Source organism: Rhizobium sp. NZLR1, from assembly GCF_017357385.1.
Taxonomy (GTDB): Bacteria; Pseudomonadota; Alphaproteobacteria; order Rhizobiales; family Rhizobiaceae; genus Rhizobium.
On record NZ_CP071632.1, the window covers coordinates 949,489 to 963,109 of the forward strand.

Here is a 13,621-nt window from a genome sequence, read left to right on the forward strand (position 1 = left end):
GTGGAAACGGGTCTTTTCATTCTCTTGATCCTTGTCGATTGGCCGCGCGCAGTCTTTCACTAGCGACAGTCCTCGGAATTGCATCAAGACGCGCCAGTTGGGCCCAAACGCTGGCGCTTTGGGTTGTAAAGCGTTGAGCATGCTCGGGAAACAGCCGCGCGCGCCACTTCGGAATGCAAAGCCGCATCACTAACCGCATGACCGCTACCGTGTAGACAAGGTCGACTTCAGTGTCGGACAGGAAACATTCTCTGCGATACCCCCTGATAAGATCGCATATCGCCTCTACCGGATCGGGTTCATCCCCGATCTGGTAAGCAGCAGCGACGCCGAAGTCGAAAAGCGTGGGCGCGTGCACCATGTCACCAAAATCGATGATGCCAGTGATTGTATCGGGCGTCGTCGTATCGACAAGAATGTTTTCCATATTAAAGTCGTTGTGGATTACCTGTGCCTGTAACGAGTCCATGACCGGCACAATCATCGTCTCGAACTCATCGATCGCATTTTCGAGGCGTTTCCGCTGATGTATATCAGCAAACGTCGGCAGGACTTCGCGCATCCCTATCGCATGTTTCAAATCCCAGGTGATACGGTGGGAGGCAGCCTCATGTGAAAAGCTCTTCAAGGCCTTTTGCAAACGTCCGAGCAGCGCGCCAACCCGCCGGCGCTGTAGAGGAGACTGTGGCGCGGTCCGTTGTGCAACGCCGGGCGCGAAGGTGACCATGCGCACACCGCGTTCGTTGCCGTCGTCCGTCACAAAGCGAAAATCCGCGGCACCGTCACGTGTGCGGACGACACGCTGGGAAGGAATTCCGGGGTCCACTCCCTCCACATGTAAAAGCGCCATGCTATGCATGGAGGTGACGAGAGGATCCTCTGCAGGGTTGAGGATTTTCAAAAGATAGGCAGTGCCGTCCTCAAGCATCAGGCGGTAATTGCTGTCCTTTTCACCCCACAGCCATTCCGCGCGGCCAGAGAGGCCGTAATGGTCGCGAGCAAGTTGTTGAGCTTGATGGCGCGGCACGGGGATGGAAGCAGTTTCCAGTTCGGCACCGAGCACACCTGTTTTTGAAATTTTTTTCAACGCGGACCCTATTCTGTTCCTGGTGCGGCGTCTGGCCGATACGGTGCTTTCAGCAATGTCGAAACACCGCAGTCGGGCGCCTGGCGACTATCCCCTCGCCAAAAACCAACTCAACAACTCCGGATCGTACATCTCACCGCCTAAAGCGTTCGACAAGCGTCTCCGCGGTCGTCCAGATTGAGAATCTCCGGACTGCGCCATCCTCTGAACCAAATCTCAACCCGGTTCAAAATGCCGATTAGGACCATTGCGTGTTGTAGTCAACATTGTATACATAATCGTATTCTGCTTGATCGAGCAAGAGGGAAAAAGTTATCATGACGCTCGCCGGCCCGGTTAATCGTCGCGTGCCTCGCCGCCCGCAGCCCCGACGTCGAGATGGTGACAAGCGGAAACCCCACTGCTAGCACATGCTCTCCTGGCTGAGGGAATTGCCGAAAATGCCCCCGATATCGACGCGATACTGCTAACGGGCTGCTGGTTCCCCCGCCATCGTGGTGGCCCATGTACATAGCCGCGCACGAGAACGAGCAGGATCTAGGATGAGATGGGTCGGGAGGACCATCAGGTTCTTGTTTGATTGAGCCTAATAATCTGTAGTCGTCATAAACTTGCTGCAACGCAGGGCGCCCCCCGACCCCTTCCAGGATCGATGAGGTTAATCAAGCTATGACAACACTCGTAACCATTCCGAGGATCATGTCCGATGCTCGTACTTGGCGCGCCGTCGCGGAAGCGAAGATCACTTATCCTCTCGCGCTTCAAACGAGGAGATTGCCAAACTTTTCACAGATGCCGAGGTTTCGGTTATCGAAGATGCAGGCCATCTCCTGCCCTTTGAACAGCCACAAGAACTTACTGTTGCTATTCTCCAATGGTTTGTCCGAAAGAAAATCGAGCTGATTTTGAAAAGCCAAGGTGCGAGGTGCGAAACACTTGCGCTGTCAGCGCGAAGTGAACGCGCAAATGCACTTGCCGAAGAACCAATAAGCGCGTCCCGGCAACATCGGATTGAGGGTGGTCCAATGTCGCACGCCTTGATGGGATCCGGACCGGAGGGGACGAGTTCGCTAAAGAGCATGATGCCGAAAAGTGTGAGCGGTTTTTGGGCGACATCATGCTCTAACTCTCTAGTTTAGAACAGGATTCTGATTATTGGCCGACCGACCCTAAAATCTGAATCCTGTTCTAAGCGATGGCACAGCAAAAAAAACGATGGCGCCCATAGGAGCACCATCGCCTACGCTATACGACCCTCGCGGGTACTTGGGCCAAGTAGTGTATTTGGCCCGAGTTTAGTTGGCCCTGGCTCACTTGGCGGTCGTCGAGCCGGTGGCCGTGGTATCGGTACCGGTCGCCGCCGGGGCCTTTTCAGCTGACTGCATGGCCAGCGTCTTGAACTCAGGTGCGGCCTTCAGCGATTCAGCCGTTTCGCTAGTCGTCAGCTTGACGCTGCCGTCCTGGGTGTTCTGAGCGACGGTGATTTTTTCCATCGGCACGGCGACATTCTTTTCGCCGATGCCGAGGAAGCCGCCGACGCCGATGATCGCCGCAACGAAGCCGCCGTCCTTCTTGAGGATCAGATCGTTGACGCTGCCGATGCTTTCATTTTTGCCGTTATAGACCGACTGGCCGATATAGGTGTTGGCGCTGACCTGGTCCGGAGCCTGCTCCGTGATATAACCGGCCTGAGCCGTGTCTGCCGTCGGTGCTGCGGCAGGAGCCTGTGCGGCATCGCCTGCGGGCTTGGTGACATCAGGGGTGATCGGCGGCTTCGGGGCTGTCGGATCGGCAGGCGCTGCCTGCGTCGGAGCGGCTGGATCCGCCGGTTGCGGGGCCGCCTGCGAGAATGCCGCCGGTGCGAAAGCCGTGGCAAACAGTGCGCCAGCGGCAACGGTCGTCAAGAGTTTGCGTGTCATTTCGAACCTACCTTCATTTTTCCTGGAGTAGTCGCTGACCCGGCAATATCTGTGTCATTGCCGCGCCGGTTCGAAGGTAAAATGACTGGTGCGCCGATTGGTTCCGGTTGAAAACACGGAAAATTTCTCGATTTTCACGGAACATTTCTCAAGAGGCGGCAGCCGAAATGAGAAAAGGCGCCCCGGTCGGGAGCGCCTCTGGCAAGCAAATTCAGATGATCCGATGTTCAGATCACATAGACCGGATCGAACACGCCTTTGACGTCGATGCCGAGTTCCAGCAGCGCGCCGGCGCTGGGCTGCGCAGAACGGGCATCCTCGTCCAGCCCCTCCCAGGCGGTCGTTACCGCCAGCCGATCGGCGTTGACGCCGATGAAGGCAGGGCAAGAGGGCTGGACGGCGGGAACCTTGTAGCGCGAGATGCGCAGGCCATCGGGATTGTAACGGTCGACGACGCCGGCGCCCCAGCGCGAATTCCAGATATACCCGTCGGCATCGACCACCGAGCCGTCGATATCGCCGGGCTCGTTGGCGCTGTCGACCAGTACGATCGGTTCGCCCGAGGGCAGGCCGGTCTGCGGATCGACCATGACGCGCATCAGCCGGTTGAGGCGCGAATCCGTATAATAGCCGATCGTGCCGTCAGGCGAGAAGCAGATCGAATTCGGGATGCTGATGCCGTTGAAGATCTTCGTCACCTTGCCGCTAGCGACATGATAGATGGCGCCGGCCTGGTTTTCCGCCCGCTTGCTCATCGTGCCGATCCAGAGCGCACCGGAGGGATGGGTGCGGCCGTCGTTCGAACGGTTTTCCGGCCTGTCGTTTTCGAGCGCAGCGTAGAAGGTGAGGCCGCCGCTGGCCACATCGCGGACGAAAAGCCCTTCTTCGGTCGCGATCAGCTGCCGTCCGGCGTCGATACGGGCAAGCACGCTGGCCATGGCAGGCAGCGGATGCACCTTTTTCGCGCTCGTCGAAAGATTGAGCTCGTGCAGTTCCTTGCCGAGGATGTTGAACCACCAGACGGTATTGCTGTCCGGATCATAGGTCGGGCCTTCGCCGAGAACGGAATTGGTGTTGCAAAGGGTCTTGCCCTCGAACTCGTAGATATCGGTCATACGTTCACGCTCCAATGGCTGCATCATAGGCGTAAATGGTCGCCTTGGCGCGCTCGGCAACCTCTGCCGCGGTCATTCCCGGCTTGTAGAGGCTGGTGCCGAGGCCGAAGGAGAAGATGCCAGCCTTGGTGTAATCGCCGAAATTCTTGTCCGATACGCCGCCGACGGCGGCAATCACCAGTTCCGGCGGCAGGATGGCCCGGATCGCCGTGATGCCGGATGGACCGAGCACGCTGGCCGGAAAGAATTTGAGACCGGTGGCGCCGGCGCGCGCGGCGGCCAGCGCCTCGGTCGGCGTAAACACACCCGGCATCGTCACCATGCCGTAGTCGCGGGCCCGGATGATCACCTCGGGCTCGACATTCGGTGTGACCAGCAGCTTACCGCCGGCGGCATACAGGCTGTCGACCGCCTCGACCGTCAGCACCGTGCCGGCGCCGATCAGCACCTCGGCCGGCGCCATCTTCGCGGCGATCTCGATGGATTTGAACGGCTCCGGCGAGTTGAGCGGGATCTCGATCGCCGTCAAGCCATTATCGATCAAGGCGCCGACGATGCTCTCGATCTCGTCAGGCCGGATGCCGCGAAGGATGGCGATCAGCGGGCGCTTCATGTCGGGGAAGGGGATACGGTTCATCGTGTCAGCTTTCTCAATTCGGCCAGATGGTTTCGGCAGCGGCCGAAAGCCCGCGGCGCACGGCGGCGTCCGCATCGATGGCGGTGAAGGTAAGGGAGAGTGTTCTGAACGCCTGTTCGTAGAGCGCCTGCAGGCGTCCGGAAGCGACGAGGGTGATGTCTGAGTTGGCGGCATCCTGCAGCGCGCCGGCGATTTCGAGACCGATCAGCGTGCCGGAAAGCCGGGCTTGCGCGGCAGCGGCAGATATGCCGTGCAGAAGCTGGCCCGAGCGGGCGGTAAACAGCAGGTTGGAGGCAAGTGCTGGACGCTGGAAGGCCGCCGATACCGCCGCCTCGAAGGCCGCCGTGTCCGCCGGCTGCTCTCCCGCACCGGCAACCGCATGCGAAAGGATCGTGTGTTTGCTGATGACGTCGAACAGCTCGCCGGTCATGAAGGTCGAAAAGCCGGTGACCTTGCTATCCCTGACATGCACCCATTTCGAATGGGTGCCGGGCATGCAGACCGCCTGCGCGCCCGAGCTTGCGGTATCGAGTGCGCCGAGAAGCTGGGTTTCCTCGCCGCGCATGACGTCGGGCGTCGCCTTATCCCGCTGGGCAAGGCCCGGCAGGATGCGGACGTCGCGGCTTTCGCCAGGCACGGAGACTGCCGCGGTCAGGATCGAGGTGAGCGGGGCCGGCACGTCGATATAACCGGCCTCGACCCAGCCCTGCCGGGCGCCGGCCATGCCGCAGACGATCACCGGCAGGTTTTCCGGCGCCTCGACGGCGGTGAGATGGCCTGATAGCACGGCTGAAAAGCCGGTTTTTACAGCGCTCGTCATGCCTTCGCCGCTTCGGCGCTCGGCAAGGATGCTGCCGTCCCTGGCGATCAGCCAGAGCCGGAAACTGCTGGTGCCCCAGTCCACCGCGACATAAGCGGGATTTGCCATTACAGAACGCCTCCATCGACAATCAGGGACTGGGCGGTCATTCCCGCAGCACAGTCGGATGCAAGAAACAGGCAGGGGCCGACGATCGCGTCGGCCTGGAGGGGTATTTTCAGGCACTGCTGCTCGACGGAGCGCGCAATGCTCTCCTCCGTCAGCCAGAGCTGCATCTGCCGTTCGGTGACGACCATGCCGGGCAGGATGCAGTTGACCCGGATGTTCTCCGGCCCGAGCCTGCCCGCCATGCTCTTTGTCAGCCCGACGACCGCAGCCTTCGCCGCCGCGTAGGAGGGAAAGCCGCCCATGTTCAGTTTGAAGGCGATCGACGACATATTGATGATCGCCCCACCGCCGGCCGCCCGCATCGACGGCGCCACCGCCTGCGAGGCGAAGAATACATGCCGCAAGTTGACCGCCTGGTTGTTGTCCCAATAGGCCTCGGTTACCGCGTCGAAATCATGACGGTCGTCCCACGCGGCATTGTTGACCAGCACCCGGATCGGCCCTGAACTTGCGACGACGGTGTCGACCGTGCGCCGGATCGCCTCGATGTCGCGCAGGTCGGCATGGTAGAAGGAGACCGGATGGGTCGTCTCCCGCGATAGCCGTTCGGCGAGCTCGCGGCCTGCCGCCTCGGCGATGTCGATGAACGCGACCTTGGCGCCTTGGCGGGCGAAACCTTCGACGATCGCAGCACCTATGCCCGATCCGCCGCCGGTCACCAGCACGGCTCGTTCTTTGAACTCGGGAAATTGTGCTGCTGGCATCATGGTCACCGTCTCCTCCCGAGTTTGCCGCCGTTCCATTATTTGGAACTTAATTTGACTATATGGAATTATCGGTTTACGCTGGCCTTTCTGTCAAGGGTGGATGAGGCGATGAATTCAAACGGCGAGAGCGCAGCACGGGCACGCGAGACCGGCACGCTCGGCAAACTGATGGTTCTGCTCGATCTCGTCACCCATGCGGATGCGCCGCTGCGTTTCACCGATATCCTGGCCCTTGCCGGCCAGCCGCGCGGCACATTGCATCGCCAACTGAGCCATCTGCTGGAGGAAGGCCTGCTTGAACTTGATGGCGACGGCCGTTATGCGCCCGGCCTGCGCCTGCTCGACTTCGCCGCGCGCAGCTGGGCGCGCAACGAATTCCGGCTGATTGCCGAGCCGCACCTTTCCGATCTGCAGCAGGCGACCGGTGAGACGGTGCATCTCGGTGTCCTCAGGGGTCAGTCGATCATCTATCTCGATAAGGTCGACGGCCGTCAGCCGGTGCGCATGTATTCGCAGATCGGCAATGCCTCGCCCTGCTACTGCACCGGTGTCGGCAAGGCCGCGCTTTCGCTGCTTCCGGCCGAAAGCCTCGTCGATCTCCTCACCGGCCTGAGCTTCACCAGCTTTACCGCCTCGACCCATGTCTCAGCCGAAACGCTGCTGGCCGAAATCCGCGAGATTGCCGACCAGGGCTATGCTTTCGACCGCGAGGAGCATGAAGCCGGCATCCGCTGCGTTGCCGCACCCGTCTGGTCGCAGGACCGAACCTTTGTCGGCGGCATTTCGATCACCGGCCCGGCCTACCGCTTGTCGATGGAACTTCTGCGTCAATGGGCCGTTCCGGTTCAGTTGGCGGCTGGGAGGATCATGGAAGACATGCGCATCCGGCTCGGCCCCCGCCGCTAGAGCACGATGCCGAAAAGTGTGAGCGGTATTCGGACGACATCATGTTGGAGTGAAGAATAAATTGCCCTCCGCCCCTTGCCGAATGCGATCTGAGAGCATGCTTATGATGAGGGCGATATTGAGATTTGCCGGCGAATCACGACAACTGCAAATAGTCTGCGAAATCGATTAACCACTTGCCGGCCGAACGCTGCATGCCGAGGCCGATTCCGTTTGATCCAAGCGATCGTCATTCTCCGATGCAATCGAACCGGCCGCAGCGCCGAAGATGAAGAAATGTGATGGCACCCTTGTCGCAAACATCCCCGGAAGACGACGACTACATCAACGAAATAGCCGGCCTGAAGACCCAGTTTGATATTTTCCGGTTCCTGAAACGCGTGACCGAAGCCTATCGCAGCCGCGCCTTCATGGTTCTCAATCTGCCGCCGATCACATCCCTGGATATCCAGGGCAGCACCGTCATCACCAGCTGGCCGGCCGAGTTTCTGGCCCTTTACGACCAGGAGGGCCTGTTGGTGAACAGCCCGGTTCTGAGACGCCTCAGAACATCGGCGCGGCCTTTCTCCTACGACATGTCGCGCCAGAACTGGTCGCGGGACGACGGCAAGTCCGGCCTCGTCACCACGCTGTTCGAACGGTTCAGGATGATGCGCGGCGCCTATTTTCCGACGCATGAGCCATCCGGCCTGCGCGGCGCCATCTCTTTCACCGGCGACCGCGAGCCTTTCAGCCCGGCGGAGATGCGTGAACTCTGCTACATCTCTATCCATGTCTACGACAGGCTCGCCGAGATCCGTAACCTCGATACGCGCATGACGGACACGCTGACCGACCGGGAAATCGACTGCCTCAACTGGACGGCGGCGGGCAAGACCAGTGCGGAAATCGCCGAAATCCTCACTCTCTCCGAGCACACAGTCAATCACTACCTCAACCGCGCCACCAAGAAGCTCGACACGGTCAACCGGACCCAGGCGGTTGCCAAGGCGCTGCGCATCGGCCTGATCAAATAAGTTGCAAAAAGCACGGCATGGTTTCGCCGACGCCCAGCGCTTGGGCATTTCCTTGCCGTTGTCGCCGTCTTCAGGCCGCTTTTGTGCCATTTCCGCCCGATTTCCGTCTGGCACGCTTTCTGCATCTCTTTTGCCAAAGGCCCAGAGGGGACTTGGACCAGCGCCAGCAAATGGCGTGGCCGACACGCCGCTGCCCGACGCCGATGCCGCTTTTCCTAGCCTTCGGTGTCGGCGGCGGTTGTTGCGTTTTGGCACCGCTTGCATCGCAGCTTGTGGTGATCTGGCCTTTCCCCTTCGTTTTTTTCTGGCCTTTTTGTCGGCTTGCGCTAGTTCGCCCCGGATTGCGCCGGTTCTCGGGGAGACCGTTGCGGCCATCAGGGCGAAAGCCCGGCGGACTTGATGGCCGCAACGGATCGCCGATTCTCCCCGCGCTTTTTTTGCTGGCCGGCAAATCGATTTTCCCTGCGATGATTTTGTTTGGCGAAGGCGTCCGCCTCCACTATCTGTGATCGAGAAGAAGCAGTGAGGGTGGAATGACCGACGTCACCAAGGAACAGGTTCTCGAAACGCTGAAGACCGTGCGTGGACCGGATCTCGAGCACGATATCGTCGAGCTCGGCATGGTTTCCGACGTCTTCATCTCCGACGGCAAGGTCTATTTCTCCATCACCGTTCCGGCTGATCGCGCCAAGGAGCTGGAGCCTATGCGGCTCGCCGCTGAGCGCGTCGTCAAAGCAATGCCGGGTGTCAAGGGCGCGCTCGTCACACTGACCGCCGATAAGAAGGCCGCCGCCGCCGCTCCGGCTGCCCGCCCAGTACCGAACCCGCCGCACGGCCATGATCATCAACATGATCACCAACATGAACACCGGGGCCACGCCCATGCCCCGCAACAGCCGCCGCGGGCCGGCAAGATCGGCGTTCCCGGCATCGGCGCCATCATCGCCGTCGCCTCGGGTAAAGGGGGAGTTGGCAAGTCGACCACCGCCGTCAACCTGGCGCTCGGGCTGCTTGCCAATGGCCTCCGTGTCGGCATTCTCGATGCCGATATCTACGGTCCCTCGATGCCGCGGCTCTTAAAAATATCCGGCCGTCCGACGCAGATCGACGGCCGCATCATCAATCCGATGGAGAATTACGGCCTCAAGGTCATGTCGATGGGTTTCCTCGTCGACGAGGAGACGGCCATGATCTGGCGTGGCCCGATGGTCCAGTCGGCACTGCTGCAGATGCTGCGCGAAGTCGCCTGGGGTGAACTCGACGTGCTCGTTGTCGACATGCCGCCCGGCACCGGCGACGCGCAGCTGACCATGGCCCAGCAGGTGCCGCTTGCCGGTGCCGTCATCGTCTCCACGCCGCAGGATCTGGCGTTGATCGATGCCCGCAAGGGCCTCAACATGTTCCGCAAGGTCGAGGTGCCTGTGCTCGGCATCGTCGAAAACATGAGCTATTTCATCGCGCCCGATACCGGCACCCGCTACGACATCTTCGGCCATGGCGGGGCCCGCAAGGAGGCCGAGCGCATCGGCGTGCCCTTCCTCGGCGAAGTGCCGCTGACGATGAACATCCGTGAAACCTCCGACGCCGGCACGCCGCTCGTCGCCTCCGAGCCGAATGGCGTCGTCGCCGGCATCTATCGCGGCATCGCCACCAAGGTCTGGGAACAGGTCAGTGGCCAGCCGCAGCGTCCTGCTCCGGCGATCGTCTTCGAATAAGCCTCGTCCATCAAAAAGTGTGCAGCAGCTCGAGGCGCGCGCAAAACAGAGACTTTCGAACCTCGAATCACCGCGGCGGATACCCGAAATTGCGAGGGAAACGTGGTGAAAAGCCGCGGATCACGGAAGATGTCTTGATTATTGCATGGCTTTGCTTCATATGCCGCGGCGCCATGATGGCGTTTGCTGCAGATGCTCAATGACGGCCATCTTCGTTTTCGAAGGGTCGCCTCGCCTGCAAGTTCGGAGTTGTCTTGTCGATCGAAGGATTGGTAGCTGCGATGCGGTGGAGCACAATGCGCATGCTGGCCGTTGAGGTTGCATGCAGCCGGAGTTGTATGAACTTTCTTGATCCGCTGTCGCTTCGAGCGACGCACACGAGCGACCGTCGCGTTGCCGCGCTGGCGGCCGCATGGAAAGGCTTTCGATGAAAAGCGCAATGGCCGCGAAGCGTCGTGAGCATCGGAGAGGCTGCCGGTGATCACCGCTTACTGTTCCAATTGCACGTCGGTCGAGATCCGCGATCTGTCGCATGCCACATCCTTTCCTGGGGATGTCGTATGGATCGACATGATCGAGCCGACCCGCGACGAGGAACTCTATGTCGAGAAGGTTCTCGGCATTGAGGTTCCGACCCGTGACGACCTCAAGGATATCGAGCCTTCCGCCCGCCTCTATGTCGAAAACGATGCCGTCTTCATGACCGGCTCGCTTCTCTGGAAGGCTGATACCGAGGCCCCGACGCTGACCGATGTCGCCTTCATCCTGGCCGGAAACCGGCTGGTCACCATCCGCTACGCCCATCCAAAATCCTTTGCGCTGTTCATCGCCGCCCTTCACCGGCTGCCGGAAAACTGGCGCAGCGGTGCTGCCCTTCTCGCCAAGCTGTTGGAGACGATCGTCGACCGCACCGCCGAAATCCTCGAGGTTTCGATCTTGCGCCTCGACATCCTGTCGATGCATGTCTTCGGCGACCGGGCGAAGAAAACGCGCAAGCCCTCGAACTACCTCGAGGAGAAGTTGCGGGATATCGCCGGCCATCACCGGATGATCAGCAAGGTGCGCGACAGCCTCGGTTCGCTTTCCCGCCTGCTTACCTTCTTTCACACGATCCCGGCGATCCAGCAGGACCGTGAGGCGAAGGAGCTCTGCCGCACCGTCTCGCGCGATATCCAGTCGCTGTCGGAGCATGCCTCCTTCGTCGCAGGCAACATCACCTTCCTGCTCGACGCGTCGCTCGGTCTGATCAACATCGAGCAGAATTCGATCATCAAGATTTTCTCGATCGCCTCGGTGGTGTTCTTGCCGCCGACATTGGTCGCCTCCGTCTATGGAATGAATTTTCAGGTCATGCCGGAGCTGGCCTGGGCCGCGGGTTATCCCTATTCGCTGGCTCTGATGGTGGTCTCCGCCGTCATCCCCTTTTTCTTTTTTCGCTGGAAAGGCTGGCTCTGAGGAGCCTGTTGCAACTTCATGTCTGAAGAGAGCCATCCGAACGAATCCCAGATGACGCCGAAAAAGCTGTTCTATCTGACGCTGGGTTCCGTCGGCGTCGTCTATGGCGATATCGGCACCAGCCCGCTCTATGCCTTTCGCGAGGCGCTGAAGCCCGTGGCCCATGACGGCCTCACCCGCTTCGAGGTCATCAGCCTGATTTCGCTGATGATCTGGGCGCTGACGATCATCGTCACCATCAAATATGTGCTCTTCCTGCTGCGCGCCGACAACGAGGGGGAGGGCGGCACGCTGTCGCTGCTTGCCCTTCTGATGAAGACCGCCAATGGCCATACCGCCATACTGATGCTGCTCGGCCTGATGGGTGCTGCCCTCTTCCTCGGCGATGCGATGATCACGCCGGCGCTTTCGGTGCTTTCGGCCGTCGAAGGCCTGAAGCTCGTCACACCGAGGCTCTCGGAATATATCGTGCCGATCTCGGTGGTGATCCTGGCGCTGCTTTTCGTCGTGCAATCGCGCGGCACCGGTGCCGTCGCCAGGTTCTTCGGCCCGATCACCGCCGTCTGGTTCATCGTCATCGCCGCCGCCGGCATTTCCCATATCTCGGACGATTTCGGCATCCTCGCCGCCTTCAATCCCTATTATGCCGTCAGCTTCCTGCTGCATGAGGGCTTCTACGGTGTCGTCGTGCTTGGCGCCGTCTTCCTGACGGTGACGGGCGCCGAGGCGCTTTATGCCGATCTCGGCCATTTCGGCCGCCGGCCAATTCAATGGGCCTGGTTTGCGCTGGTGTTTCCGTCGCTGACGCTGAACTATCTCGGGCAGGGCGCCCTCGTGCTCGGCAAGCCGGAGACGATGTCCGATCCCTTCTATCTGATGTTTCCGCAATGGGCGCTGCTGCCGGTCGTCATCCTGGCGACCGCCGCGACGATCATTGCCAGCCAGGCCGTCATCACCGGTGCCTTCTCGCTGGTGCGTCAGGGCATTAACCTCGGCTTCCTGCCGCGCATGGAAATCCTCTTCACCTCGGAAACCAATACCGGCCAGATCTTCCTTCCTTCGGTCAATGCCGTGCTGTTCATCGGCGTCATCTTCCTGGTCCTGAGTTTCAAGACGTCGGACGCGCTGGCGACCGCCTATGGCATCTCCGTCACCGGTGCCATGGTCGTCACCTCGATCATGGCCTTCGAATTCGTTCGCGCCCGCTGGAACTGGTCGCTTCCGGTTGCGGTGATCGCGCTCGCGCCGCTGGTCGTGCTCGAATTGATCTTCCTCGGCGCCAACCTTCTGAAGATCCACGACGGCGGCTATATCCCGATCCTGATCGCCACGGCCTTTACCGTCGTCATGTGGACCTGGCGCCGCGGCACCGCGATCCTGATGGAAAAGACCCGCCACACCGATATTCCGCTCGCCTCCTTCGTAAGCTCGATCGAGCGCAAAAGCGACCATTCGCCGGCCCAGGTTCCGGGCACCGCGATCTTCCTGACCAGCGATCCGGAATCGGCCCCCGCCGCCTTGCTGCACAATCTCAAGCACAACCATGTGCTTCACGACCGCAACGTCATCCTGACGATCCGCACCGTCAACAAGCCGCGCGTCCCAAGCCAGGACCGCTACAAGGTCGAGCAGATTTCCGAGCGCTTCTCCCGCGTCGAACTGCTCTTCGGCTTCATGGAATCGCAGAACGTCTCGCAGGCCTTGGCGACGTTGCGCAAGACGGGACTGAAGTTCGATATCATGTCGACCTCCTTCTATCTCGGCCGCCGCAAGCTGGTGCCGGACGCCAAGTCGGGCATGCCTTACTGGCAGGACCGGCTCTACATCGCGCTGGCCAACGCCGCCGCCAACCCCTCCGACTACTTCCGCCTGCCGGCCAACCGCGTGGTGGAACTGGGGTCTCATGTTATAATTTGATGGGTGGGAGCTGTTAGTTTCTCCTGTGGCGAGCCAGGTAGCAAGGCACAAGCGGCGTTCCACAGGCGACGCTTGACGGTGCCACGATTCCCCTTCTCCCCAGCGGGGAGAAGATGCCGGCAGGCAGACGAGGGGGTGAGCGGCAAAGCCGCGAATGCT

The 13,621-nt window shown here is 60.6% G+C and carries 12 protein-coding genes; 6 read left to right on the forward strand and 6 right to left on the reverse strand.

Going from position 1 to position 13,621, the window contains the following annotated elements:
- Positions 1-16: 16 nt before the first annotated feature.
- From J3O30_RS04720 to J3O30_RS04745, 6 genes are all read right to left on the reverse strand, one after another.
- Positions 17-1,087 (reverse strand): phosphotransferase, encoded by a 1,071-nt coding sequence (locus J3O30_RS04720; protein ID WP_246762717.1) that lies wholly within the window; start codon positions 1,085-1,087, stop codon positions 17-19.
- Between the two features lie 1,310 nt (positions 1,088-2,397).
- A complete protein-coding gene (locus J3O30_RS04725) occupies positions 2,398-3,006 on the reverse strand; it encodes a PRC-barrel domain-containing protein (RefSeq protein ID WP_207583116.1) in 609 nt (202 codons plus the stop codon).
- 227 nt (positions 3,007-3,233) lie between these two features.
- Positions 3,234-4,121: an SMP-30/gluconolactonase/LRE family protein gene (locus tag J3O30_RS04730; protein ID WP_207583117.1), complete on the reverse strand. Its 888-nt coding sequence runs from the start codon at positions 4,119-4,121 to the stop codon at positions 3,234-3,236.
- A 4-nt stretch (positions 4,122-4,125) separates the two neighbouring features.
- Positions 4,126-4,758 (reverse strand): 2-dehydro-3-deoxy-6-phosphogalactonate aldolase, encoded by a 633-nt coding sequence (locus tag J3O30_RS04735; protein WP_207583118.1) that lies wholly within the window; start codon positions 4,756-4,758, stop codon positions 4,126-4,128.
- 13 nt (positions 4,759-4,771) lie between these two features.
- The gene (locus tag J3O30_RS04740) at positions 4,772-5,686 is read right to left on the reverse strand and encodes a 2-dehydro-3-deoxygalactonokinase (RefSeq protein WP_207583119.1); all 915 of its coding nucleotides are present in this window, start codon (positions 5,684-5,686) and stop codon (positions 4,772-4,774) included.
- The gene (locus J3O30_RS04745; protein ID WP_207583120.1) at positions 5,686-6,453 is read right to left on the reverse strand and encodes an SDR family oxidoreductase; all 768 of its coding nucleotides are present in this window, start codon (positions 6,451-6,453) and stop codon (positions 5,686-5,688) included. The genes J3O30_RS04740 and J3O30_RS04745 overlap by 1 nt, the downstream gene beginning before the upstream one ends.
- A gap of 108 nt (positions 6,454-6,561) precedes the next feature.
- On the opposite strand from J3O30_RS04745, the gene J3O30_RS04750 reads away from it, so the two are divergent.
- From J3O30_RS04750 to J3O30_RS04775, 6 genes are all read left to right on the forward strand, one after another.
- On the forward strand, positions 6,562-7,359 hold the full coding sequence (locus tag J3O30_RS04750) for an IclR family transcriptional regulator (RefSeq protein ID WP_207583121.1): 798 nt from the start codon (positions 6,562-6,564) through the stop codon (positions 7,357-7,359).
- Positions 7,360-7,640: 281 nt separating this feature from the next.
- Positions 7,641-8,375: a LuxR family transcriptional regulator gene (locus J3O30_RS04755; RefSeq protein WP_207583122.1), complete on the forward strand. Its 735-nt coding sequence runs from the start codon at positions 7,641-7,643 to the stop codon at positions 8,373-8,375.
- A gap of 152 nt (positions 8,376-8,527) precedes the next feature.
- Complete coding sequence (locus J3O30_RS04760; protein WP_207583123.1) at positions 8,528-8,884, forward strand: hypothetical protein; 357 nt, start codon at positions 8,528-8,530, stop codon at positions 8,882-8,884.
- A gap of 24 nt (positions 8,885-8,908) precedes the next feature.
- Positions 8,909-10,090 carry an Mrp/NBP35 family ATP-binding protein gene (locus tag J3O30_RS04765; protein WP_207583124.1) on the forward strand — a complete coding sequence of 394 codons (1,182 nt, stop codon included), beginning with the start codon at positions 8,909-8,911 and terminating at the stop codon, positions 10,088-10,090.
- Positions 10,091-10,567: 477 nt separating this feature from the next.
- On the forward strand, positions 10,568-11,545 hold the full coding sequence (locus J3O30_RS04770; protein ID WP_207583125.1) for a magnesium transporter CorA family protein: 978 nt from the start codon (positions 10,568-10,570) through the stop codon (positions 11,543-11,545).
- 18 nt (positions 11,546-11,563) lie between these two features.
- Positions 11,564-13,462 carry a potassium transporter Kup gene (locus J3O30_RS04775; protein ID WP_207583126.1) on the forward strand — a complete coding sequence of 633 codons (1,899 nt, stop codon included), beginning with the start codon at positions 11,564-11,566 and terminating at the stop codon, positions 13,460-13,462.
- The last annotated feature ends 159 nt before the right edge of the window (positions 13,463-13,621 follow it).

Excerpts from the sequence above, each read along its gene's own strand:
- J3O30_RS04725 (WP_207583116.1), bottom strand. The coding sequence starts at position 3,006 with ATGACACGCAAACTCTTGACGACCGTTGCCGCTGGCGCACTGTTTGCC.
- J3O30_RS04730 (WP_207583117.1), bottom strand. The coding sequence starts at position 4,121 with ATGACCGATATCTACGAGTTCGAGGGCAAGACCCTTTGCAACACCAAT.
- J3O30_RS04735 (WP_207583118.1), bottom strand. The coding sequence starts at position 4,758 with ATGAACCGTATCCCCTTCCCCGACATGAAGCGCCCGCTGATCGCCATC.
- J3O30_RS04740 (WP_207583119.1), bottom strand. The coding sequence starts at position 5,686 with ATGGCAAATCCCGCTTATGTCGCGGTGGACTGGGGCACCAGCAGTTTC.
- J3O30_RS04745 (WP_207583120.1), bottom strand. The coding sequence starts at position 6,453 with ATGATGCCAGCAGCACAATTTCCCGAGTTCAAAGAACGAGCCGTGCTG.
- J3O30_RS04750 (WP_207583121.1), top strand. The coding sequence starts at position 6,562 with ATGAATTCAAACGGCGAGAGCGCAGCACGGGCACGCGAGACCGGCACG.
- J3O30_RS04755 (WP_207583122.1), top strand. The coding sequence starts at position 7,641 with ATGGCACCCTTGTCGCAAACATCCCCGGAAGACGACGACTACATCAAC.
- J3O30_RS04765 (WP_207583124.1), top strand. The coding sequence starts at position 8,909 with ATGACCGACGTCACCAAGGAACAGGTTCTCGAAACGCTGAAGACCGTG.
- J3O30_RS04775 (WP_207583126.1), top strand. The coding sequence starts at position 11,564 with ATGTCTGAAGAGAGCCATCCGAACGAATCCCAGATGACGCCGAAAAAG.